Raw genomic sequence first — 22,651 nt, 5'->3', positions numbered from 1 at the left:
GAGAGCGATGGGTGTGATGCGCGAGACATCGAATCGGGTGCGTCGGGTCCCCGGAACGGCCGTCACGGCCGGTTCGAGCCCAGGCCCTTCGTCTCCGCGTGGCTGAGCAGGGCCCGCTCCGCCTGAAGCGGTGTCGGCGCGGCCGGCAGTGGGTCCGTGCGGTCCGCCCTGCACGCCGTCAGCAGGAACGCGACCAGGCGTCGCCACGCGTGCGGGGCGGCGCACCGGGTCACCTTCACGACCCCCGCATTGGCCAGGAGGAACAGGAGAACGTCCTCCGGAACGAAGTCGTCCCGAAGGGCTCCGGCCTCCTGGGCCTGACGCACGAGCCTGGTCAGGGCTTCGGACTGCCGGTCGCACAGGATCGTCGCGACCTCCGAGTCGGGCAGCCGGAGGGTGAACAGGTCGCTGAGGCCGCGATCGGTCGCCATGGCCTCGCACAGCCGCTCGACATAGGTGCTGAACCCGACCCAGGGGTCCGCGCAGCGCAGGGCCTCCTCGGTGATGGCCGCCACGCTCCGCAACTCGTCCTCGAAGGCCGCCTCGACCAGCTCCCCGCGCGTGGGGAACCGCCGGTACAGCGTGCCGGCGCCCACCCCGGCGCGCTCCGCGACCTCGTCCAGCGGTGCGTCGAGCCCCTGCTCCTCGAAGATCCGGCGAGCGGCGGCCACGATCCGCTGTCTGTTCCGCAGAGCGTCGGCCCGCAGCCCCCGCTCGCCCGCCTTCGCGCTCTCCGTCGCCGCCATACGCCCAGCCTAGCAACCGGACTGTAGTCTCCGGTTAGTGTGCGCCGCGACGGTCGGGAGCGGCCGATGGGCCCGCGCCCGGCCACCCGCTCACTCGGCCACCCGGCCGCCCGCTCACCCGGTCGCGAGGGAGATCTCCGTCGACTTGATCAGGGCGACGACCGGGGAACCGGTGGCCAGGGCCAGGTCCTTCACGGCGTCCGTGGTGATCGCGGCCGTGAGTTCACCGCCCGTGACGGCGACCTTGACGGAGGTCATGGCCGCGCCCGTGGTGATGCCGGCGACCGTGCCGGGGAGCTGGTTGCGGATGGAGACGCCCTCGACGGCGGCCGTCGCCAGCGAGACCTCCGTGGACTTGACCAGCGCGCGCACGGCGGTGCCCTCGGCGAGGCCGAGTTCCGTGACGGACTCCCGGGTGATCGCCGCGGTGATGTCCTGACCGCCGTCGAGACGGACCTTGACGGTGGCCATGACCTCCCCGGTGGTGACGGCCGTGACGGTACCGGGGATCTGGTTGCGAATGCTCAGGCTCATGGCGGAACGCCTCACATGGGAAGTGGGTGGGGAATGTCGGTCTTCGGTGCTTTTGCGAACCTCACGCTAGCCGGGGCGGGCGCGGGGCCCGGGTCAGGCGGAGTCCGCGTGGCTCTGTGTCGCCTTGGGAGCCCGACGGTTCGACGTGCCGACGGGTCCCCTCGCCGACTACCCGTCCTGGGCGCGACACCCGATGCTGTACGACGGGTCACGCGGACCCTGCCCTGGTGACCCGCCCGGAAGGTGGCACATGCTGCTCCGTCAGCTGGAGTACCTCGTCGCGCTCGCCCGGGAGCGGCACTTCGCCCGAGCCGCTGCCGCCTGCTTCGTGTCCCAGCCGTCCCTGTCCGCCGCGATCCGGCGGCTCGAACACGAACTGGACGTGCCGATCGTCCGGCGGGGGAGACGGTACGAGGGACTGACCCCCGAGGGCGAAGTCGTCCTCGCCTGGGCGCATCGCATCCTCGCCGAACAGGACGCCCTGCGGCAGGAGTTGGCCGCGATGCGCGGCGGCCTCACCGGGACTCTGCGGCTCGGTGTCGTGCCCACCGCGCTGCCCGCCGCCTCCCTCCTCACCACCCCGTTCTGCGACCGGCATCCCCGGGCCCGGGTGAGCCTGGAGTCGCTGTCGTCCGCCGAGATCACCCACGGGCTCGCCGAGTTCGAGCTGGACGCGGCGATGACGTACCTCGACGACGACAGCCTCCGCCACGTACGCCGGTTTCCCCTCTACGAGGAGCGGTACGTGCTGCTCACGCCGGTCGACGGCCCCCTCGCCGGTACCTCCGAGGCCCGCTGGGCGCAGGCCGCCGACCTCCCGCTGTGTCTGCTCAACTCCCGTATGCGCAACCGCCGCATCATCGACGAGTGCTTCGCCGCCGACGGCGCCACGGCCGCGCCCGCCATCGAGTCCGACAGCGTCGCCGGGCTGTACGCGCATCTGCCGGGCGGCCGCTGGTCGAGCGTGATCTCGCACGCCTGGCTGCACATGTTCGGCGTACCGGAGGGCATGCGGGTGGTCCCGTTGGAAGGGCCCGCGCACGGGCCGAGGGTCGGGCTCGTCGTCGTACGGGACGAGCCGCAGTCCGTGCTCGCCGAGGCGCTGGTGAAGGTGGCGCGGGAGGCGGGCGTACGGGACGCCCTGGACGCACTCCTCAACAGCTATTTGGGCGACGGGAGTTGACGAGCAGTCGGCGGGAGTTGATAGGCGGCGGCTATCCCGACATAGCGACGTTCGCTTTGACCTGCGCAATCGACTCCGACGATCGTGAAGAGCACGTTCCCGCAACGGAGTTGAGGAGCCGTGACATGGCCAAGGTGCTCTGCGTCCTGTACGACGACCCGACCGACGGATACCCGACCTCGTACGCCCGTGACGACCTCCCGCGCATCGACCACTATCCCGGCGGCCAGACGGCCCCCACCCCCGAGGCCGTCGACTTCACCCCGGGACAGCTGCTCGGCAGCGTCTCCGGCGAACTCGGGCTGCGCCGCTTCCTGGAGGAGCGCGGCCACACCCTGGTCGTCACCTCCGACAAGGACGGCGACGGTTCCGTCTTCGACCGGGAGCTGCCGGACGCCGACATCGTCATCTCGCAGCCGTTCTGGCCCGCCTATCTGACCCCCGAGCGGATCGCCGCCGCCCGGAACCTCAAACTGGCCGTCACCGCCGGCATCGGCTCCGACCACGTCGACCTGGACGCGGCCATCGCGCACGGTGTGACGGTGGCGGAGGTGACGTACTGCAACAGCATCAGCGTCGCCGAACACGTGGTGATGATGACGCTCTCCCTGGTCCGCAACTACCTGCCCTCTCACCAGGTGGTGCTCGACGGTGGCTGGAACATCGCGGACTGCGTGGCCCGTTCGTACGACGTCGAGGGCATGCACGTCGGTACGGTCGCCGCCGGACGTATCGGACTCGCCGTACTGCGCCGCCTCGCCCCCTTCGACGTCAAGTTGCACTACACGGACCGGCACCGGCTGTCGGAGGACATCGAGGGCGAACTGGGGCTGGTCTGGCACGAGAGCGCCGTCGACATGGCACCGCACTGCGACGTGATCACGATCAACGCGCCTCTGCACCCGGAGACGGAGGGCCTCTTCGGCGACAAGATGCTGGCCGCGATGAAGCGCGGGGCTTATCTCATCAACACGGCCCGCGCGAGGATCGTGGATCGTGACGCCGTCGAACGCGCCCTGCGCAGCGGGCAGTTGGCGGGCTACGCGGGCGACGTCTGGTACCCGCAACCCGCCCCCGCCGACCACCCGTGGCGCACGATGCCGCACCACGGCATGACCCCGCACATCTCCGGCTCCTCGCTCTCCGCGCAGGCCCGTTACGCGGCGGGCACCCGCGAGATCCTGGAGTCGTGGTTCGGCGGGCGGCCGATCCGCGACGAGTATCTGATCGTCGACGGCGGCGCGCTCGCCGGCACCGGAGCGCACTCGTACTCCGTGAACACCTGACGCATGGGCCGCCCCACCGTCGACTCCCGCCGGTGGGGCGGCAGTTCACGCCCCCAGCTCCTTGCGGATGCGGTCGAGCATGAACGCCGAGGACTCGTGGGCGCGTTCCTCCCAGGCGAAGACGCAGGCGGTGGCGACGCCGTCGAAGTCCAGCTCGCGCAGGGTGCCGAAGAAGGCGTTCCAGTCGACCTCGCCCTGGCCGATGTCGAGGTGCTGGTGGATACGGGCGGTGGTGCCGGGCGGGTTGAGGATGTAGCGCAGGCCCGAGGAGCCCTTGTGGTTGAAGGAGTCGGCGATGTGGACGTGCTGGAGCTTGTCGCCCGCGTACCGCATCATCGCCGCGATGTCCGCTCCGACCTCCGACGCGCCGGAGAGATGGAAGGAGTGCGGGGCGCAGTAGAGGTAGTTCACCCAGGGCTTGTTGACGGCCCGGACCAGGTCGACGGCCGGGGTGTTCTCCTCGCAGAAGTCGTCCGGGTGCGCCTCCAGGTTCAGCGCGATGCCCTCCCGCTCGAACAGGGGCAGCAGTTCCTCCAGCGAGCGCCAGAACGCGGCCTCACTCTCGGCGGCGTGTTCGGGGCGGCCGTTGAACTCCGAGTTCATCAGGGGGCATTCGAGGTCGGCGGTGATCTCGATCATCCGCTTCCAGTAGCGGACGGCGGCCTGCCGCTCGGTCTCGTCCGGTGAGGACCACTTGTACAGCGGCAGCACGGACGACAGCCGCACGCCGTGCGTGCGCAGGGAGTTCTTCAGCTCGGCGATCCGCTCGTCGTCCGCGCGCGGGTGCAGGAAGAACGGCATGAAGTCGTCGCGCGGCGACAACTCGATGTACTCGTAGCCGAGTTCGGCGACCGTGCGCACCATGTCGTCGATCGGCAGGGCGCGGAACATGTACGGGTCGAGGGCGATCTTCACGCGGCACCTCCGTAGAGCGCGGGCCGGGGCTTGAGGTCGGTGGCGACGACGGTGCCCGACTCCAGGGCCTCGACGGTCGCGCTGGTGATGACGGTGGCGGCGTAGCCGTCCCAGGCGGACGGGCCGGTGGGCTGCGCGCCCGCCGCGACACCGGCGATCCACTCACGGAACTCGGTGTCGAAGGCGTCCGCGAAACGGTGCACCCAGTCCGTGAGGATCTCCGTGCTGTGGCGCCCCGCGCTGCGCAGCCCGACGGAGGCGGGGTCGGGCAGTCGCACGACGCCCTCCTCGCCGACCGCCTCGCACTGGATGTCGTAGCCGTACTGGCAGTTGACGAAGACCTCCAGATCGATCCGGACGCCCTTGGCGGTCTCGAAGAGCATGATCTGCGGGTCCCTGAGATGGTCGAACCGCTTGCCGGTGGCGCGCGGGACGACCACCTGGGCGGAGACGATCTCGTCGTCGAGCAGCCAGCGCAGTACGTCGACCTCGTGCACGGCCGTGTCCAGGGCGGCCATCGCCGACGTGTACGACTCGGGAACGGTCGGGTTGCGGTGGGCGCAGTGCACGATCAGCGGCTCGCCGATCCGGCCCGAGTCGATGACCTGCTTCAGCTTCCGGTAACCGGCGTCGTAGCGGCGCATGAACCCGACCTGGACCAGGCGGCGGCCGAGTGTCGTCTCGGCCTCGACGATCCGCAGACAGTCCTCGACGGTGGTGGCGAGGGGCTTCTCGCAGAACACCGGCTTCCCGGCGGCCACCGCGTTCAGCACGTGCTCGGCATGGGTCGGACCCCAGGACGTCACGAGGACCGCGTCCACGTCGTCCGCCGCGATCAGGGCCGCCCCGTCGGGCAGCACCCGGGCCCCGGCCGGCGCCGCCGCCTCCTCGGCGCGGGCCGCGTCGATGTCGGTGACCGCGGTGACGCGCGCGCCGGTGACGGCGTCGGTGAGGCGCCGGATGTGCTCCTTGCCTATCCAGCCGGCGCCGATGACGCCTACACGCACAGTCATGAGTGGTGTTCCTTTCCGCGGGGACACGCAGGGTTCCCATATCGCTCTGCCGCGCTCTACTAGCGCGCGCTAGTTCACTGCTGCGAGTACGATGACCCCTGTTCAAATGTCATGTCAATGGCTTCGGAGGGTTGGTTCACAGGTGGATGCATCGGGCAGGCAGCGGCCCACGATGGCGGACGTCGCCGAGAAGGCGGGCGTCTCCCGGGCGCTCGTCTCGATCGTCTTCCGCAACCAGCCGGGAGCCAGTGAGGAGACCCGGGAACGGGTGCTCCGGATCGCGGACGAGATCGGCTACCGCCCCGACAACGCGGCCCGGCTCCTCGCCCGGGGCCGCAGCCGCACCCTCGGCGTGATGTTCACCGTCCACCAGGCCTTCCACACGGACCTGATCGAGGGCATCTACCCGGCCGCCGAACACCTCGGCTACGACGTGCTGCTCTCCGCCGCCGCCCAGGGCCGCAGCGAGGCCAAGGCCGTCGAAGCCCTGCTCAGCCACCGCTGCGAGGCGCTCATCGTGCTGGGCTCCTTCGCCGATGCCGCCTACCTGGACGCACTGGGCCGGCGCACGGTCGTCGTCTCGGTCAGCCGCCGCGTTCCCGGCGCCCCCCTGGACTTCGTGCACAGCGCCGAGGGCAAGGGCGTACGGCAGGCCATGGACCATCTCGTCGAACTCGGGCACCGCCGGATCACACACATCGACGGCGGACGCGGCCCCGGGTCGGCCGACCGCAGGCGCGCCTACCGGGCGGCCATGCGCAGGCACGGACTGGAGCCCGAGATCCGGGTGATTCCCGGCGATCACACGGAGCGGTCGGGCATCGAGACCGGGCAGTTGCTCCTCGCGGAACGCGACCAGGGGCAGCCGCTGCCCACCGCCGTCCTCGCGGGCAACGACCGCAGCGCGATGGGCCTGTTGATGGCCCTCACCCGGGGCGGCGTCGAGGTCCCGCGCGATCTGTCCGTCGTCGGATACGACGACAGCCACCTCTCCCACCTGATGCCGATCGGCCTGACCACCGTCCGCCAGGACGCGGTACTCATGGCTGAGCACGCGGTGGACTTCGCCGTCCGGCGGCTGGAGCACCCTGAGCTGGCGCCCCAGGAGGCGGTGCTGGAACCGAAGTTGGTGGTACGGGGCTCCAGCGGGCCACCCCCGGAAGGGGTGGCCTGAGCCGGTCAGCGCGTGCCCTTCGCGGCGAACGCGGCGACGGAGTCCGCGTTCTCCTTGGTGATGAAGGCGGGCCCGGTGAGGACCGGTGCCGTCCCGCCGCCGCTGAAGTTGCCGTTCGTCTTGTAGAGCCACAGGGCGTCGACGGCCAAGTAGCCCTGGAGGTAGGGCTGCTGGTCGACGGCGAACTGCACGGTCCCGTCCTGGACGGCCTTGACCAGGTCCTTGTTGAGGTCGAAGGTCGCGAGCTTGGCCTTGCTCCCGGCGTCGGTCAGCGACTGGACGGCGGTCAGCGCGATGGGGGCGCCGAGCGTGACCACCTCGTCGATCGAGGGGTCCTGCCGGAGCTTCGCGGTGATCGTCGACTTCACGGACGGCATGTCCGTACCGTTGACGTAGAGGTTGTCCGTCTTGCCGCTGAAGCCCTTCTTCAGGCCGGCGCAGCGGGCCTCCAGGGCGACCTGGCCCTGCTCCTGGACGACACACAGGGCGTGCTTGGCGCCCAGCTGGTTCAGCCGCTCACCGAAGGCCTGTCCGGCGATGTTCTCGTCCTGGCCGAAGTACTCGAGCATGCCGAGCTGCTTCCAGTTGTCCAGGCCGGAGTTGAAGCCGACGACCGGGATGCCGGCCGCCACGGCCTTGGCCACCGCGTCCTTCATGGCGTCCGGCTTGGCCGCGGTGAGCGCGATGCCGTCGACCTTCTGGTCGATCGCGTTCTGCACCAGGTTGGCCTGGTTCCCGGCGCTGGGGTCGCTGGAGTAGATCAGCTTGATGTTGTCCTTGGCCGCGGCGGCCTCGGCGCCCTTGCGGATCAGGTCCCAGAAGGTGTCGCCGGGGGCGGCGTGGGTGACCATCGCGACCGTCATCCGGGGCGTGGTCGCCTTCCCGGCCGAGGCGGCGTCCGCGCCCTCCTCGGACTTCTTGCCGCCGGAGCCGCTTGAGCAGCCGGCGGCGAACAGCACGCCGGCCAGAACGGTGGCGGTCAGGCCGGTGGCTCGCTGGATTCTGCGCATGTCCCGTGCACCTCGCTGTGCTGGTCAGGATGGGAAACGGCCATCGGCGGGGCCGCCCGCCGGTGCCACTGGCGCGCTTTAGTAGCGCGCTCTAGTGGCACGTACTATGGATCCGTCCAACGGTGATGTCAACGGGTATGTCAGGACGTCCCAACAAAAGGCCCGGAGCTGTTCCCGGTGCGCCCGGCGCACACACCGACCTGACTCCTCGTCAATTCCCCGCTTGCTCCCGGCACCGCCGTGCACATCCGCGTGGGCACGGACCGCCAGGGCCGCGTCGGCGCCTCGGCCGCCCTGCCCGAGGGGGCCTTCCGTGGCGGTGGTCGAAGTCGCCGACTCGGGCCCGGGGCTCGGTCGGCACGACGCCGCGCACGTCTTCGAACGCTTCTACCGGGCCGATCCCTCCCGCTCCCGCGTCCACGGCGGCAGCGGGCTCGGACTCGCCATCGCCGCCACCATCGCCGAGGGGCACGACGGCCGCCTCGAACTCGACACGGCACCGGGCCACGGCTGCGTCTTCCGTCTCGTCCTGCCGAACCTGCCCGCCGAGTGGCGGACCGGCGGTGCCGGAGAAGCGTAGGGGTCTCTTGGGGTCGGCTTGAAGGCGTCGTCGGCCGGTCTTGGCCCGCCCCTCATCTCGTGTACCGACGACCTTCACACCGAGGCCACCAGACCCTTCCGTGCCGTTCGGTAACCCTGGGAAACTCCAGGCGCCCCCATTCCGTCACGTAACGCTCATCGCCGTCATCAGGACGAGAGGCCCTTCACCCATGCCCGAAGTCAACCGGCGCCGCTTCCTCCAACTCGCGGGCGCGACCACGGCGTTCACCGCGCTCTCCAGCAGCATCGAGCGTGCCGCCGCCCTTCCCGCGCACCACCGCACCGGCACGATCGAGGACGTCGAGCACATCGTCGTCCTGATGCAGGAGAACCGGTCTTTCGACCACTACTTCGGTGCGCTGCGCGGAGTGCGGGGCTTCGGTGACCCGCACCCGGTCACCCTGGACAACGGCAAGTCGGTCTGGCACCAGTCGGACGGCACCAAGGACCTGCTGCCCTTCCACCCGGAGGCCGACGACCTCGGCATGCAGTTCCTGGAGGGCCTCCCGCACTCCTGGCCCGACGGGCACGCCGCCTACAACGGTGGCAAGTACGACAAGTGGGTGCCCGCGAAGGGCGCCACGACCATGGCGTACCTGACCCGCGAGGACATCCCCTTCCACTACGCCCTCGCCGACAAGTTCACGGTCTGCGACGCCTACCACTGCTCGTTCATCGGCTCCACCGACCCCAACCGCTACTACATGTGGACGGGTCACACCGGCAACGACGGCAAGGGGGGCGGCCCGGTCCTCGGCAACGACGAGGTCGGATACGACTGGACGACCTACCCCGAGCGGCTGGAGGGGGCCGGGATCTCCTGGAAGATCTACCAGGACATCGGCGACGGTCTGGACGCGGCAGGTTCCTGGGGCTGGATCCAGGACGCCTACCGCGGCAACTACGGCGACAACTCCCTCCTCTACTTCAACAAGTACCGGGGCGCCAAGGCGGGCGACCCCTGGTACGACAAGGCCCGCACCGGCACCGACGTGAAGAACGGCGACGGCTACTTCGACCGCCTGAAGGCCGACGTCAAGGCGGGCACGCTCCCGCAGATCTCCTGGATCGCCGCCCCCGAGGCGTTCTCCGAGCACTCCAACTGGCCCTCGAACTACGGCGCCTGGTACATCTCGCAGGTGCTGGACGCGCTCACCTCCAACCCCGAGGTCTGGGCGAAGACGGCGCTGTTCATCACGTACGACGAGAACGACGGCTTCTTCGACCACCTCGTACCGCCGCTGCCGCCGAAGTCCGCCGCGCAGGGCAAGTCCACGGTGGACGTGACGCTGGACCTCTACAAGGGCGACGCGAGCCGGGTCGCCGGCCCGTACGGTCTCGGCCCGCGCGTGCCGATGCTGGTCGTCTCGCCCTGGAGCAAGGGCGGTTACGTCTGTTCCGAGACCCTCGACCACACGTCGATCCTCCGGTTCATGGAGGAGCGCTTCGGGGTGCGCGAGCCCAACATCTCGCCCTGGCGCCGGGCCATCTGCGGCGACCTCACCGCCGCCTTCGACTTCTCCCGCAAGGACGCGCACCCGGTCCCGCTGCCGGAGACCGACGGCTACGAGCCGCAGGACCGGGACCGCCACCCCGACTACAAGCCCACCCCGCCGGCCGACCCGCGCATGCCCCGCCAGGAGCGCGGCACCCGCCCGGCCCGCCCGCTCAAGTACGCCCCGTACGTGGACGGTTCGGCCGACCCGGCGGCCGGGAAGTTCACGCTCGCCTTCGCCTCCGGCAGCCACGCGGGCGCCGCCTTCGTGGTGACGTCCGGCAACCGCACCGACGGCCCCTGGCACTACACCACCGAGGCCGGCAAGACCGTCTCGGACACCTGGAACTCGGCCTACTCGAAGGACGTGTACGACCTGACGGTGCACGGCCCGAACGGCTTCCTGCGGGTCTTCAAGGGCCGGGGCAAGGGCACCGCAGGACCCGAGGTGACCGCACGGCACACCGGCGACGACGTCGAGCTGACGCTCACCAACAAGGGCTCCGGCACAGTGGAGTTGACGGTGGGCAACGGGTACGGGGGACAGTCCCGGAAGATCAGGGTGCGGGCCGGGGCGACCGTACGGCACCGGGTGGACCTGGGCGCCAGCAGGCGCTGGTACGACCTGACGGTCACCTCGGGCGCGGACGCGTCGTTCCTGCGCCGGTTCGCCGGGCACGTGGAGAACGGCCGGGCGGGCGTGAGCGATCCGGCGATAGCGGCCTGCTGAGGGGGTCGGTGAGTGCGCCGGGGTGCCTTGACCGGGACATGGTTGTCATCCAGCCACGCCACGGTAGTGTGCCCCGGTGACCACGCAATCGAACATACCTGCAGGTTGGTACCCGGATCCCCACGGAGCCCCTCAGACGCTCCGCTACTGGGACGGATCTCAGTGGACCGACCACACCAATGCCGACCAGCAGCAGGCGCAGCAGCCCCAGGCCCAGCAGGCGCAGGCGGTGCCGGTTCAGCAGCCCCAGCAGGGATTCGGCCAGCCACAGAGCCAGCCCCAGGGCCAGCCGCAGAAGGGGTTCGGGTCGGCGCAGCCGGCCGCCGGTGCCGACCCGCGGGTCCAGCGGCAGGTGCAGCAGCAGGCCGGGGTCGCGGCGGGCGGGGCGGGTGGCGGCACGCTGTTCAGCGAGCCGGTGCTGGTCGTGAACCAGAAGGCCAAGCTGATCGAGCTGACCAACGAGTACAAGGTCATGGACCAGCAGGGTCGGGACCTCGGCTCGGTCGTCCAGGTCGGGCAGAGCGCGCTGAAGAAGATCCTGCGGTTCGTCTCCAGCCTCGACCAGTTCATGACGCACAAGCTGGAGATCCGGGACGCCTACGGGCAGCCCGTGCTGCTGCTGACGCGGCCTCGGAAGTTCCTGAAGTCCCGGGTGATCGTGCAGCGCCCGGACGGTTCGCCGGTCGGTGAGATCGTCCAGCAGAACATGATCGGGAAGATCAACTTCGCGATCAACGCGGGCGGTCAGCAGGTCGGCGCGATCAAGGCCGAGAACTGGCGGGCCTGGAACTTCGCGATCGTCGACCACGCGGAGAACGAGGTCGCCCGGATCACCAAGACCTGGGAAGGTCTGGCGAAGACGATGTTCACGACCTCGGACAACTACGTCCTACAGATCCACTACCAGCTGCCGGAGCCCCTGCTGAGCCTGGTGGTGGCGACGGCGCTGACGGTCGACACGGCGCTGAAGCAGGATTCACGGGGTCTGGGCTGACGGGGCTGTTCACGGCTGGCGGGGCTGTTCGGTCGGTTCACAGGGGCCGACCGACGTCTCTGTTCACGGGCGTGTTGATGGCGGCCGCTGGTTCACAGAGGCCGGTCGGTTCACAGGTGTCGGCCGGTTCACAGAGGGGTGTGGTGCCCCGGCTCCGCGGCGTGTTCACAAGGACCGGTCGGTTCACAGAGCCGTGAGGGGCTCAGGCTCCGAGGCCGGTTAACGGGAATCGGTCAGTTCACAGGAATCGGTCGGTTCACAGGAACCGGTCGGTTCACAGCGATGTGAGGTGTCCAGGCTCCGATGGTTGCCGGGGCATCAACGACGGTTCGTACGGCGCCGGATGGGCCGGGTGGGCCTCCAGCGCGAGAACCGACGCCACCGGGTGCTCCTCGTCGTCCAGGACCGAGACCTGATCCGCGGCCGGGATCGAGGCGGGCAGCGACACGGGGTCCGGTGTCGACCGTGACAGCGTCACCACGCCCCACCCCGCGAGCCCCGCGCCCGCCAACGCCAGCAGTAGCCCCGCCGCTCCGCCCTGGAGCCGTTCGCCGAGCAGTGTCAGGCCGATGACCGCCGCCGCGACCGGGTTGGCCAGGGTCACCAGGGCCAGTGGGCCGCCGAGGCCGCCCCGGTAGGCGGTCTGGGACAGGATCAGGCCGCCCGCCGCGAACGCCGAGACCAGCAGCGCCACCCCGATCACCTGCCAGCCGGGCAGCGCACCCGAGCCGGCCGTCGCCGCGACCGTGACCGTCTGGGTGAGGGCCGAGGCCACTCCGGACGCCATGCCGGACGCGCTCGCGTGCCGCAGCCCGGGCTTGGCGCCGGGACGGGCCAGCACCCCGATCAGGACCATCGTCGTACCGGCGACCGCGAGGGCCTCCGGCAGACTCAGCACGTCGTCGGGCGCCGGACCGGACGCCGTGACCAGGATCGCCGCAAGACCGAGCAGCGTCAGGGCGGTGCCGCGCCACTCCACCGCGCTGACCCGCCGCCCGGCGACCCGCGCCCCCAGCGGTACCGCGGCGACCAGGGTGAGCGCGCCCAGCGGCTGCACCACCGTGAGCGGACCGTACTTGAGGGCGACCACGTGCAGCAGCGCGCCCGACGCGTTGAGCAGCACCGAGCCCCACCAGGCGCCGGTCGCCAGCAGCCGCCGTATGCCCGCGTCGGCGTTGCGGGAGGCGAGCCGTTCCTGGGCGACGGCCGCGGCGGCGTAGGCGACGGCGGACAGGAGGGAGAGGGCGACGGCGACGAGGGTGGCGGTGTTCATCTGCCGGCCCCCAGTCCCGTTCCCAGTCCCGCTCCCACGAGGGCGGGCTCGTCGGCCGGGGCGAGCCTGCTGCCCTGCCCCTGCCCGGCTGTCGACTCGGTGCGGTGCGGCAGGTGGACCACCGCGAGGGCGATGCCCAGCAGGACCGACGCCACGATCGCGTCGAGCCAGTAGTGGTTCGCCGTACCGACGATGACCAGCAGCGTCACCAGCGGATGCAGCAGCCACAGCCAGCGCCAGCGGGAGCGGGTCGCGACGATCAGGCCGATCGCCACCATCAGGGCCCAGCCGAAGTGCAGCGACGGCATGGCCGCGAACTGGTTGGACAGGGTGTCGGCCTCGGGGGAGGCGCCGTAGACCGTCGGCCCGTACACCTGGCCGGTGTCGATGAGGCCGGCCGCGCCCAGCAACCGGGGCGGGGCCAGCGGGAAGGCGAGGTGGATGACCAGGGCGGCCCCGGTGACCACGGCGAGGACCCGGCGGGCCCAGACGTAGTGGGTGGGGCGCCGCAGGTAGAGCCAGACCAGGAAGGCGGCGGTGGCCGGAAAGTGCACGGTCGCGTAGTAGGTGTTCGCGACGTGGACGGCGGTGTCGCTGTGCAGCAGCGCAGACTGCACGGCGCCCTCGCCGGGGAGGTGGAGGGCACGCTCCCAGTCCCAGACGCGGGTCGCGTTGTGGAAGGCCTCGGCGGTGTGTCCCGTCGCCAGTTGCCTGCCGAGTTTGTAGACGAGGAACAGGCCCGCGACCAGCAGGAGTTCACGGACGAGCGGCGGCCGTCGTATACCGGCGGGTTCCGCCTTGGCAGGCGCGGTGCGGGCTTCCATCCCCCGACCCCTTCGGTAGTGCGTTTATGGGCGTGAACTCGTCTGTACGGGTGCTCCGCTCATCGATACGTTGGTGTACCGATACGAGAGTGTACCGAAACGAATCCGTTCCGGTACACTGGCGTATCGATGGACTTACGCCACACTGGAATCGGGAATAAGCCACAGAGCAGCCCGACACGAACGACAGAAGCGACAGGAATGAGGAGCGCAGGCATGACGTCGCAGGCCGCGGAGGGACCGGAACCGGTCGTCGCCTCCCGCCGCTCCAAGATCACGCCGGAGCGTGAGCAGGAGTACTTCGACGCCGTGCTCCATCAGATCCGCGAGTGCGGGTACGAGGCGCTGACCATGGAGGGTGTCGCCGCCAGCGCACGTTGCAGCAAGTCGACGCTCTACCGGCAGTGGAAGACGAAGCCGCAGTTCGTGGCCGCCGCGCTGCGCGCCAACCGGCGCGCCCGCTTCGCCGACGTCGACACGGGGACCCTCGCCGGGGACCTGCGCGAGGCGGCGCGGGCGGCGGGCGAGTGGTCGGGCCACGACACCCGGCTGATGCAGGCCCTCGGCCATGCCGTCATGCAGGACCCGGAGCTCCAGGAGGCGCTGCGCGAGGCGCTCGTCGAGCCGGAGCTGTGCGCGTTCCGCGAGATGATCCGGCGCGGGATCGAGCGCGGCGAGATCGCCGCCGACCATCCGGCGCTGGAGTACGTACCGGCGCAGATGATGGGCGTCCTGCGGGTCCGCCCGGTCCTGGAGGGGCAGTACGCCGACCCGGAGTATCTCGTGAGGTTCGTGGAGGCCGCGGTGCTGCCCGCACTCGGACTCACCTGAGACGCAGGCCGCCGCCCGTGGCATGACCGGACGGTGACCTGTTCGCGCCGACCCGTGGGGACGGGGGCGGCGCGCACCCCCCGGCCGGGTGGGGTTCCTCTTGAGCGGAGAGGCGCCCCACCCGGCCGATCCACGTGATCACACGTTCTGCCCGCTGCCGTCCCCCGACGAGACCTTGATGCCGGCGGTTATCTCGTCGATCACCGACTCCTTCTGGTCGGCGTCGACACCGAAGCGGACGACGACGATCTGCTGCGGGTTGGCAGGCGCGGGGAAGGCGAGCGACTCGACGAACCCGTCGGCGCCCTTGCTCGTGATCGCCTTCCAGCGGACCAGATAGCCCTTCTGCCCGGCCACGGTCACCGCCTTGGAGGCCAGCACCTCGTGCGAGGTGATCTTCCCGTAGGTCGTACCGCCGTACGACTCCTCGGCGTTGGCCGCGATGTCGGCCTTGGCGACCGCCTCGGCGGTGCTGCCCGCGGTGCCGAGCGCCAGCGCGGGCGCCGAGTACGCCCCGCCCTTCGTGCAGGACTTCGTCGTATCGCCCGGGCACTTGTACGAGCTGTCCGAGGTCACCTGCCCGCCCACGCTGATCGACTGGCCGTACCAGCCGTCGGGGATCGGGATGCTGATCCCGTTGACCGAGTCGGGCACGGACCCGCTGTCGATCTTCGGGCTCTCCGAGGGCTCGGACTGCTGCGGATCGGGCGTCTGCCCGCCCGAGCCGCCGCCGGTGCCACCACCGGGCCCGCCCTGACCGCCCCCGCTCTGGCCACCCGGCCCGCCCTGTCCACCGGTGCCGCCCTGCCCGCCGGGCACCTGCGAGCCCACATTGCTGCCGCTGCTGCCGTCATCCTTGGTCAGCGCGTACACACCGCCGCCTATACCGGCGAGGACGGCTATCGCCACCGCGACGGCTATACCGGTGCGCAGCCCGCGCCGGGTGCCGGTGTCCGTCGGTGAGTGGTCCGGATACGCCGGATACGACCCGCCGGCGGCCAGCACCGGCGGACCCCAGGCGGGGGCCGAGCCGTCGAGACGGGTCTGTTCCGTCCATGCCTTACCGTCCCACCAGCGCTCGGTGGCGGGGCCGTCACTTGTCTGCCCGGGGTCGGGATACCAGCCGGGAGGAGTCTCCTGCGTCATGCCCCCACCGTATGAGGCAAGGGTGAAAGCCGGATGAGAGGAGTCCCCTTTCCTCGGGGAAAGACGCAGAAAGGCGGTCCGAGATGCCGAGATAGCGGGATACGGGAGGCCAGGGGCCGTCGACCAGTAACCGCAGCGGGGCCTTTGGCCGCCGGGGGACAACGGCTGGGGGAGCGAGCCGGGGATGCTCGGGTGTCGGGCGCTGGTGCTTTCCGGGCAGGCGCCCGCGAGGCCATAGAGGCGGGCTGAGATGCCGGGACGACGAGGGGCAGGCGCCCTCGACCAGCGGCCGCGCAGGCGCCTCTTGAGCCGTCGCAGCCCGTCCCGGCTGGACATGAGTGAGCCGGGGATGCTCGGTGCCGGGCGCCGTTGCCTTCCGGGCGAGTGTCCGTGAGGCCGCGAAGGTGGGCGGAGGTCCCGGGACGGGGAGGGGGCAGGCCCTCCCGACCACCAGCCGTACCGGTGCTGTTCCGCTGTCGGCGGCAGCCGCAGTCCCTCCCGACCGGGGGTGCGCGAACCTAAGGACGCCTGGCGCCTGTCCTGTCCGGGCGGGTGCGCGGCGAGGCCGTGGGTGGTCAGGGGTCCGAAGGTCGCGAAAGCGTGCGTCTGTATCGTGGTGGAGTGCGGCCCCGGCTCGACGGGCGGTCAGGCGCCTTCCACCACCAGTCGCACCGGGGCCTTCTCCGCCGCCGGGGGCAGCCGTAGACCCTCTCGGCCCGGGGTGATCGAGCCGAGGATGCTCGGGTGGTGGGCGCCGGTGCTGTTCGGGTGGGTGCCTGGCAGGCCGTGGGCCGTCAGGAAGCCGAGGATCGCGAAGGCGTAGGCCTCCTTGGCGGTGGATGGCAGGCCCAGGTCGTCGGAGGTGCGTAGTGGCAGGCCTGGGAGGCGGGCTTCGAGCATCGTCATCAGTACGGGGTTGCGGGTGCCGCCGCCCGAGGCGATCACCTCTGTCGCGCCCACCGCGCGGACGGCGTCGGCGACCGTACGGGCCGTGAGCATCGTCAGCGTGGCGATCACGTCCTCGGCGGCCAGGGTGCCCAGGCCGGCCAGGGCGTCCTGGAGGTAGCCGAGGTGGAACAGCTCCTTGCCGGTGGTGCGGGGTGCGGGCAGTGCGTAGTACGGCTCGTCCAACAGGCGTCGCAGCAGAGGGCCGTGGACTGTGCCCCGGGCGGCCAGGGCGCCCTCGGCGTCGTACGTGAGCCTGCCGCCGCTGAAGCCCTTCGTCGCCGCGTCGATCAGCGCGCAGCCCGGGCCGGTGTCGAAGGCGGTGCCGTCCGGGGCGGTGAGGTTGGCGATGCCGCCGAGGTTCAGGGCGACGGGGGTGCCCGGTCGGCCGCGCAGCCACAGCAGGTCGACCAGGCTGACCAGCGGGGCGCCCTGGCCGCCGGCGGCGATGTCGCGCGGGCGGAAGTCGGCGACCACGGGCAGTCCCGTCGCCTCGGCGATCCAGGCCGGTTGGCCGAGTTGGAGGGTGCCGTGGGCCCGTCCGGCGTCTGCCCAATGGTAGACCGTCTGACCGTGCGAGGCGATCAACTCCGCCTCCCCGCCGCACAGTTCGTCCTTCGCGCGGACGGCCGCCCTCGCGAAGGCCTGGCCGATCCTGGTGTCGAGGCGGCACACCTCGGACAGGGAGGCGGCGGCCGGGGGCAGCGCCGCCGCCAGCGCCTCCCGCAGTTCGGCGTCGTACGGCTCGCTCACCATGCCCAACGGGCGCAGTACGAGGCTGTCGCCGACGAGGGTCAGCTCGGCCGCCGCCGCGTCGATGGCGTCGTACGACGTCCCGGACATCAGACCGATCACCCGCATGCCCTCAACCCGCCTTTCCTGTACCGGCCTTGGGGGAGGCGGCGAGCGCCAGCACGCTCACCGCGCACACCGTCGCCGCGTAGTACGCGGGGATGTCCACGTTCCCCGTCCGCTTCACCGTCTCCGTGATGATCAGGCCCGCGCACCCGGAGAACACCGCGTTGGAGAGGGCGTAGGCGAGGCCGAGGCCCGTCCAGCGCGCGCTCGTCGGGAACAGTTCGGCGAGCATCGCCGGGCCAGGACCCGCCATCAGCCCGACCACCGCACCCGCCCCGAACACCGCCACCCCCTTCACCGCGTTCGAAGTACCCGCGTCCTGAAGGAGGTTGAGCAACGGCACCGCCAGGACCACCACCAGCACCGCCCCGGCCAGCATCACCGGCCGCCGCCCCACCCGGTCGCTGAACCACCCGGCCGGGACGATCGTCGACGCGAACCCCAGATTGGCCGACACCGTGGCGAGCAGCGCCTGTTGGAAGCTCGCGTGCAGGGTGCTCTGGAGATAGGAGGGGAGTACGACGAGGAAGGTGTAACCGGCCGCCGCCCAGCCCATGATCCGCCCGGCGCCGATCGCGACGGCTCGGGCCACCTCGCGGGCCGGCGGGCTCTGCGCGGCCGGCGCCCGTGCGAAGGCGGGCGTCTCGTCCAGCCGCAGTCTCAGCCACAGCGCGCCCAGCCCCAGCGGCAGCGTCATCAGGAACGGCAACCGCCAGCCCCAGTCGGCCAGTTGGGCCTCGGTGAGCAGTGTGGCGAGCAGGGCCGCCGCGCCCGCCCCGGCCAGCAGCCCCAGCGCCACCGTGAACGACTGCCACGACCCGTACAGCCCGCGCCGCCCCGGTGGCGCGAACTCGGTCATCACGGAGACCGCGCCTCCGAACTCCCCGCCCGCCGACAGCCCTTGGACCACCCGGAGCAGCGTCAGCAGCCAGGGGGCGAGGGCGCCGACCGTGTCGTACGTCGGCAGCACGCCGATCAGGGTTGTGGCGCCCGTCATCAGCGCGATCACCAGGATCAGCACCGGCCGCCGGCCGATCCGGTCGCCGAGCCGGCCGAACACGGCCGCGCCCACCGGCCGGAAGAAGAACGCCAGCGCGAAGGACGCATACGTCTTCACCAGCGCCTCGGCCTCGCCGCCGCCCTCCGGGGTGAAGAAGCGGGCCGCGATCACCGTCGCGAAGTAGCCGTAGACGCCGAACTCGTACCACTCGATGAAGTTCCCCACCGAGCCCGCGAAGAGGGCTCTGCGGGAGTGCTCCGGCCGAGGGGGCCGCAGGTCGGGGGCGGGCGCGGGCGCGCTCATGGAGATCCTTTCCGGGGGCGCGGGCAGGGCGGTCGAGGGGGCGCGTCAAGGGGCGGATGTGCGCCCGCCGCGACGGAAAATTAGCTTCATTTCAGGGGTTGTTGACTGTCAATAACTTTCACGACGCCTGGTGGCGGGCCCGCCGCGTCGCCCTGCCGTACTCCCTGTCACTCGTCCCGGCAACACCTGCGCGGACCCGCCTCCACTTCGGCAGTCGGACGGCTAGTCTCAAGTTCTGTACGTCGTTCAGGCGATACCGGGGAGGTAGCGGGATGACGGAGGAACGGCCCGGGACGGCCGGCTCTGCCGCCCTGTGGGAGCGCGACACACAACTCGCCGCCGCCGAGCGGGCGATCGACGCCCTGTGCGCCGACGCCGCCTCCTCGGGCAGCCTGCTGCTCCTCACCGGAGAGGCGGGCCTCGGCAAGACCGCGCTGATGGCCGAAACCCGGCGCATCGCCGAGCGGCGCAACTGCACGGTGTGGTCGGCGCGCGGCGGCGAGACCCTCAAGTCGGTCCCCTTCAACGTCGTACGACAGCTGCTACAGCCCGCGCTCCTCTCGCTGATGCCGGAGGAGGCCCGCGAATACCTGGGCGACTGGTACGACATCGCCGGCCCCGCCCTCGGCATCGCGGAACCCGGCGACCGCATGGCCGACCCGCAGGGCGTGTGCGACGGCCTGGTCGCGGCCGTACGACGGCTCGCCAAGCGTGACTGGCCGCTCGTCCTGCTCATCGACGACGCCCACTGGGCCGACCAGGAGACCCTGCGCTGGCTGGCCGCGTTCGCCGAGCGGCTCGACGACCTGTCCGTCCTGGTCGTGGTCGCCCGCAGGCCCGACGAGGCCACCGGCGACCGCGCCGACCACCTGGAGGCGATCGCCAGAACGGCGGTGGGCCCCGTCGCCGCGCTCGACGCGCTGACCCCGGCAGCCGCCGCGGGCCTCACCCGCGCCACCCTCGGCCCGCACGCCGACGGCCCGTTCTGCCGCGAGGTGTGGGCGGTCACCGCGGGCAACCCGTACGAGACCGTCGAACTCCTCGCCAAGGTCCAGGACGCCGGACTGGCCCCCGTCGAGGCGTCCTGCGGAAGCCTGCGCGAACTCAACAACTCGGCGCGCGGCGGCGGCCTCGTCGCCCGCCTCCAGGACCTGGGGCTCGCGGCCACCCGCTTCGCCCAGGCCGCGGCCATTCTCGGCTCGGGCATCAGGGTGGACCTCGTGGCCCGGCTGGCCACCCTGGGTCCCAACGAGGCCTACCGCTGCGCCAACCTCCTCTGCACGGAACGCATCCTCACCGAACCCGATCTGACGGCGGGTCAAGTCACCGACAGTGAGCTGGAGTTCGTCCACCCGCTGATCGCCACCGCCGTGTACGACTCCATCCCGGACGGCATGCGCACCGCCATGCACGGGATCGCCGCCCAGGTCGTCACGGAGTCCGGCAAGGGTGCCGCAGCGGCCTCCCGTCACCTGCTGCACGTCTATCCGGACGACGACGAGGAACTCGTCGACCAGCTCCGCGAGGCGGCCCGCGAGCACCAGGCGGTCGGCGCCCCGGACGCGGCCCGCAGCTGTCTGGAGCGCGCCCTGCTGGAACCGCCCCGCCCCGAGAGCCACGCGCACGTGCTCTACGAACTGGGCTGCGTCACCCTCCTCACCTCGCCCGCCACCACCATCGGACACCTCCAGACGGCGCTCGCGCTGCCCGGCCTGGAGGGCACCCTCCGCGTCGACGCGATCGTCCGCCTCTCCCAGGCCCTGCTGCACAACAACCAGATGGAGGAAGCGGTCCGCACGGTCGAGGAGGAGGCCGCCCGGCACCAGCCCGGCCCCGCCCGTATGCGCTTGCAGGGCGCGCAGTTCATGCTGGAGTGCCTCCACGGGGGCGACGCGCCCGCGCCGGGCCGCTCCGAGCGTCTCGCCGAGCTGGCCCGCCCCTGCACCGGCCGGGACAACTCCGAGCGCGCGCTGCTCATGCTGCGCGGCTTCGACGCCATGGCCCACGGTGAGAACGCCGAGGAGGTCGTGGAGGTGTGCGACCGCGCCCTCGTCAACGGCCGCCTCGCCCCGGGACTCGGCTGGACCGACCCCGAGTGGGGCATCGAACTGCTGCTGATGCTGGCCTGCTCGTACGCCTACACCGACCGTCTCGACCGCGCCGAGGCCCTCTACAACGAGGCCCTGCGCGCCTACGAGGCGGCGGGCTGGAGCGGCGGCCACCTCTCCCTCGCCCATGCCTACGTCGGTCTCGGGCACCGCAGGCGGGGCCGGCTCAGAGAGGCCGAGACCTCTCTGCGCGAGTCCCTGCGCCTCGCCGAACGCGTCGGGCGCGGGCTGCCCCTGTACTGGTCGGCGACCTGCAACCTCGTCGACACGCTGCTCGCCCGCGGCCATGTCCAGGAGGCCTGGTCCATCGCCGAGCAGTACGGCTTCGCCCCGCCCTACCCGTCCACCATCGTGCTGCCCGAACCCCGCGCCGTACGCGGCCGGTTGCTCCTCGCCGTCGGCCGCACCAAGGAGGGCATCAACGAACTGGAGGCCGCGGAGAAGGCGGCGACCGTGCGCGGCTTCCACAACCCGGTGCTCGCCACCTGGGCCGTCGACCTCGCCCGGGCCCTGGCGACGGAGGACCCGCTCCGCGCCGCCACCCTGGCCTCCGACGCCCGCCGGCACGCCGAACGCTTCGGCACGGACACCGCCATCGGCGAGGCCCTCCGCTGCGCGGCGAGCCTGGAGACCGGCCAGCGCGCGGTCCGGCTGGCCGCCCAGGCGGTCGCCTACCTGGAGGCGTCACCCTGCCAGTACGAACACGCGGCGGCCCGCGTCGAGTACGGCATCCTCGCCCGCTCCGTCGCCGAGATCCAACGCGGCCTGACCCTGGCCAAGTCGTGCGGCGCGGACGGCCTGGTGGCCCAGGCACGGGACGTCCTGGAGACGGGCCGGGGCCTGCGCTGACCGACGAGGCGCCTGGCACGTGGGTCACACCCGGAGCAACTGCTCCGTGACCTTCTCCAGGCGCCTCCGCACGTCCTCGTCGTACGTCTCCTCGTGCGCCCGCGCCGGGCTCGTGCCGTCGAAGTAGCGTCCGCTGCCCGACTCCCGGGTCACCAGTGCGAGAACCCCCGCAGCGCCGTCGGCGACGCTCGACCAGGGGGTGACACCGGCCTCGCGAACCATCGTGGTGTCCATGTAGGTGGCCGGGTGCAGCACGTTGACGGAGATGTCCCAGGCCGCCAACTCCTCGGCCAGGGTGAAGGTATGGGCGGCGAGCGCGAACTTGCTGCGGACGTACGCCGTGGTCCCGCTGTAGCCGCGGGTGAGTTCGGGATCGGTGAAATCGAGGGGCGCCTGACCGGCCGAGCCGACGTTCACGATCCGTGAGGGCGCGCCCGCGCGCAGCGCAGGCAGCAGGGCGCGGGTGAGGACGACCGGCGCGAGGTAGTTCACCGCGAGCCGCAATTCGTGCCCGTCGGCGCTCAGTTCACGCCCCGAGCCGCGCGGACCGGCCCCGACGCCCGCGTTGTTGACGAGCACGTCGAGACTCGGGTGCGCGGCCGAGACCTCGGCGCCCAGCTTCCGTACGGCGGCCAGCGAGGCGAGGTCCGCGACGAACCCCTCGGCCGCGCCCTCGGTCCGCAGCTCTGTGACGAGCCGCTCGGTGCGGTCGGGGTCGCGCCCGTGGGCGAGCACGGCGTGCCCGGAACGGACCAGCTCGAAGGCTACGTACCGGCCGAGCCCCGAGGTGGCGCCGGTGATCAGAACAGTGGACATGCCTCCACGGTAGGCACG

General features: G+C 71.4%; 19 protein-coding genes. 8 read left to right on the top strand and 11 right to left on the bottom strand.

Annotation, left to right across the window (positions count from 1 at the left end; all coding sequences use genetic code 11):
- Nucleotides 1-62: 62 nt before the first annotated feature.
- Together OG787_RS06145 and OG787_RS06140 are read right to left on the bottom strand one after the other, a co-directional pair.
- Nucleotides 63-746 (bottom strand): TetR/AcrR family transcriptional regulator, encoded by a 684-nt coding sequence (locus tag OG787_RS06145; protein WP_369031837.1) that lies wholly within the window; start codon nt 744-746, stop codon nt 63-65.
- A 114-nt stretch (nt 747-860) separates the two neighbouring features.
- A complete protein-coding gene (locus OG787_RS06140; RefSeq protein WP_369031838.1) occupies nt 861-1,280 on the bottom strand; it encodes a molybdopterin-binding protein in 420 nt (139 codons plus the stop codon).
- Between the two features lie 250 nt (nt 1,281-1,530).
- Between OG787_RS06140 and OG787_RS06135 the strand changes: the two genes are divergently transcribed.
- Both OG787_RS06135 and OG787_RS06130 read left to right on the top strand, forming a co-directional pair.
- Nucleotides 1,531-2,463, top strand: a complete 933-nt coding sequence (locus tag OG787_RS06135) for a LysR substrate-binding domain-containing protein (protein WP_405534506.1) — start codon at nt 1,531-1,533, stop codon at nt 2,461-2,463.
- Between the two features lie 125 nt (nt 2,464-2,588).
- On the top strand, nt 2,589-3,749 hold the full coding sequence (locus OG787_RS06130) for an NAD-dependent formate dehydrogenase (protein WP_405534505.1): 1,161 nt from the start codon (nt 2,589-2,591) through the stop codon (nt 3,747-3,749).
- A 45-nt stretch (nt 3,750-3,794) separates the two neighbouring features.
- Here the strand turns inward: OG787_RS06130 and OG787_RS06125 are convergent, their stop codons facing one another.
- Together OG787_RS06125 and OG787_RS06120 are read right to left on the bottom strand one after the other, a co-directional pair.
- A complete protein-coding gene (locus OG787_RS06125) occupies nt 3,795-4,664 on the bottom strand; it encodes a sugar phosphate isomerase/epimerase family protein (protein WP_405534504.1) in 870 nt (289 codons plus the stop codon).
- Entirely contained in the window at nt 4,661-5,677 is a 1,017-nt protein-coding gene (locus OG787_RS06120; RefSeq protein WP_405534503.1) for a Gfo/Idh/MocA family oxidoreductase, read from the bottom strand. Before OG787_RS06120 ends, OG787_RS06125 begins: the two co-directional genes overlap by 4 nt.
- Nucleotides 5,678-5,849: 172 nt before the next feature.
- Here OG787_RS06120 and OG787_RS06115 point away from each other — a divergent pair, with 172 nt between their 5' ends.
- Nucleotides 5,850-6,851 (top strand): LacI family DNA-binding transcriptional regulator, encoded by a 1,002-nt coding sequence (locus OG787_RS06115; RefSeq protein WP_369031843.1) that lies wholly within the window; start codon nt 5,850-5,852, stop codon nt 6,849-6,851.
- Nucleotides 6,852-6,856: 5 nt separating this feature from the next.
- On the opposite strand, the gene OG787_RS06110 is transcribed toward OG787_RS06115, so the two are convergent.
- Nucleotides 6,857-7,861, bottom strand: coding sequence for a substrate-binding domain-containing protein (locus OG787_RS06110; protein WP_405534502.1), 1,005 nt, complete (start codon nt 7,859-7,861; stop codon nt 6,857-6,859).
- A gap of 313 nt (nt 7,862-8,174) precedes the next feature.
- Between OG787_RS06110 and OG787_RS06105 the strand changes: the two genes are divergently transcribed.
- The 3 genes from OG787_RS06105 (at nt 8,175) to OG787_RS06095 (ending at nt 11,680) form a co-directional block, all read left to right on the top strand.
- Complete coding sequence (locus tag OG787_RS06105) at nt 8,175-8,441, top strand: ATP-binding protein (protein ID WP_405534501.1); 267 nt, start codon at nt 8,175-8,177, stop codon at nt 8,439-8,441.
- 190 nt (nt 8,442-8,631) lie between these two features.
- Nucleotides 8,632-10,686, top strand: coding sequence for a phosphocholine-specific phospholipase C (locus tag OG787_RS06100; protein ID WP_405534500.1), 2,055 nt, complete (start codon nt 8,632-8,634; stop codon nt 10,684-10,686).
- A 76-nt stretch (nt 10,687-10,762) separates the two neighbouring features.
- Nucleotides 10,763-11,680, top strand: coding sequence for a phospholipid scramblase-related protein (locus tag OG787_RS06095; RefSeq protein WP_369031846.1), 918 nt, complete (start codon nt 10,763-10,765; stop codon nt 11,678-11,680).
- Nucleotides 11,681-11,954: 274 nt separating this feature from the next.
- Here OG787_RS06095 and OG787_RS06090 read toward each other — a convergent pair whose 3' ends face one another.
- Both OG787_RS06090 and OG787_RS06085 read right to left on the bottom strand, forming a co-directional pair.
- The gene (locus OG787_RS06090; protein ID WP_369031847.1) at nt 11,955-12,953 is read right to left on the bottom strand and encodes a hypothetical protein; all 999 of its coding nucleotides are present in this window, start codon (nt 12,951-12,953) and stop codon (nt 11,955-11,957) included.
- Nucleotides 12,950-13,777 (bottom strand): phosphatase PAP2 family protein, encoded by an 828-nt coding sequence (locus tag OG787_RS06085; RefSeq protein WP_405534499.1) that lies wholly within the window; start codon nt 13,775-13,777, stop codon nt 12,950-12,952. The genes OG787_RS06090 and OG787_RS06085 overlap by 4 nt, the downstream gene beginning before the upstream one ends.
- A gap of 216 nt (nt 13,778-13,993) precedes the next feature.
- Here OG787_RS06085 and OG787_RS06080 point away from each other — a divergent pair, with 216 nt between their 5' ends.
- Nucleotides 13,994-14,608 carry a TetR/AcrR family transcriptional regulator C-terminal ligand-binding domain-containing protein gene (locus OG787_RS06080; RefSeq protein ID WP_369031849.1) on the top strand — a complete coding sequence of 205 codons (615 nt, stop codon included), beginning with the start codon at nt 13,994-13,996 and terminating at the stop codon, nt 14,606-14,608.
- Nucleotides 14,609-14,746: 138 nt separating this feature from the next.
- Here the strand turns inward: OG787_RS06080 and OG787_RS06075 are convergent, their stop codons facing one another.
- From OG787_RS06075 to OG787_RS06065, 3 genes are all read right to left on the bottom strand, one after another.
- Nucleotides 14,747-15,754 (bottom strand): DUF2510 domain-containing protein, encoded by a 1,008-nt coding sequence (locus OG787_RS06075; protein WP_369031850.1) that lies wholly within the window; start codon nt 15,752-15,754, stop codon nt 14,747-14,749.
- A gap of 645 nt (nt 15,755-16,399) precedes the next feature.
- Nucleotides 16,400-17,560 carry an anhydro-N-acetylmuramic acid kinase gene (locus OG787_RS06070; protein WP_405534498.1) on the bottom strand — a complete coding sequence of 387 codons (1,161 nt, stop codon included), beginning with the start codon at nt 17,558-17,560 and terminating at the stop codon, nt 16,400-16,402.
- A 4-nt stretch (nt 17,561-17,564) separates the two neighbouring features.
- Nucleotides 17,565-18,860: an MFS transporter gene (locus tag OG787_RS06065; protein WP_369031852.1), complete on the bottom strand. Its 1,296-nt coding sequence runs from the start codon at nt 18,858-18,860 to the stop codon at nt 17,565-17,567.
- Nucleotides 18,861-19,132: 272 nt separating this feature from the next.
- Here OG787_RS06065 and OG787_RS06060 point away from each other — a divergent pair, with 272 nt between their 5' ends.
- On the top strand, nt 19,133-21,817 hold the full coding sequence (locus tag OG787_RS06060) for an AAA family ATPase (protein WP_369031853.1): 2,685 nt from the start codon (nt 19,133-19,135) through the stop codon (nt 21,815-21,817).
- A gap of 24 nt (nt 21,818-21,841) precedes the next feature.
- On the opposite strand, the gene OG787_RS06055 is transcribed toward OG787_RS06060, so the two are convergent.
- Complete coding sequence (locus OG787_RS06055) at nt 21,842-22,633, bottom strand: SDR family NAD(P)-dependent oxidoreductase (protein ID WP_405534497.1); 792 nt, start codon at nt 22,631-22,633, stop codon at nt 21,842-21,844.
- Nucleotides 22,634-22,651 lie beyond the last annotated feature (18 nt).

The organism is Streptomyces sp. NBC_00075 (assembly GCF_045041225.1).
GTDB lineage: Bacteria > Actinomycetota > Actinomycetes > Streptomycetales > Streptomycetaceae > Streptomyces > Streptomyces adonidis.
The sequence above is the reverse complement of the archived record's forward strand: the minus strand, read 5'-3'. Positions and strand labels throughout refer to the sequence as shown.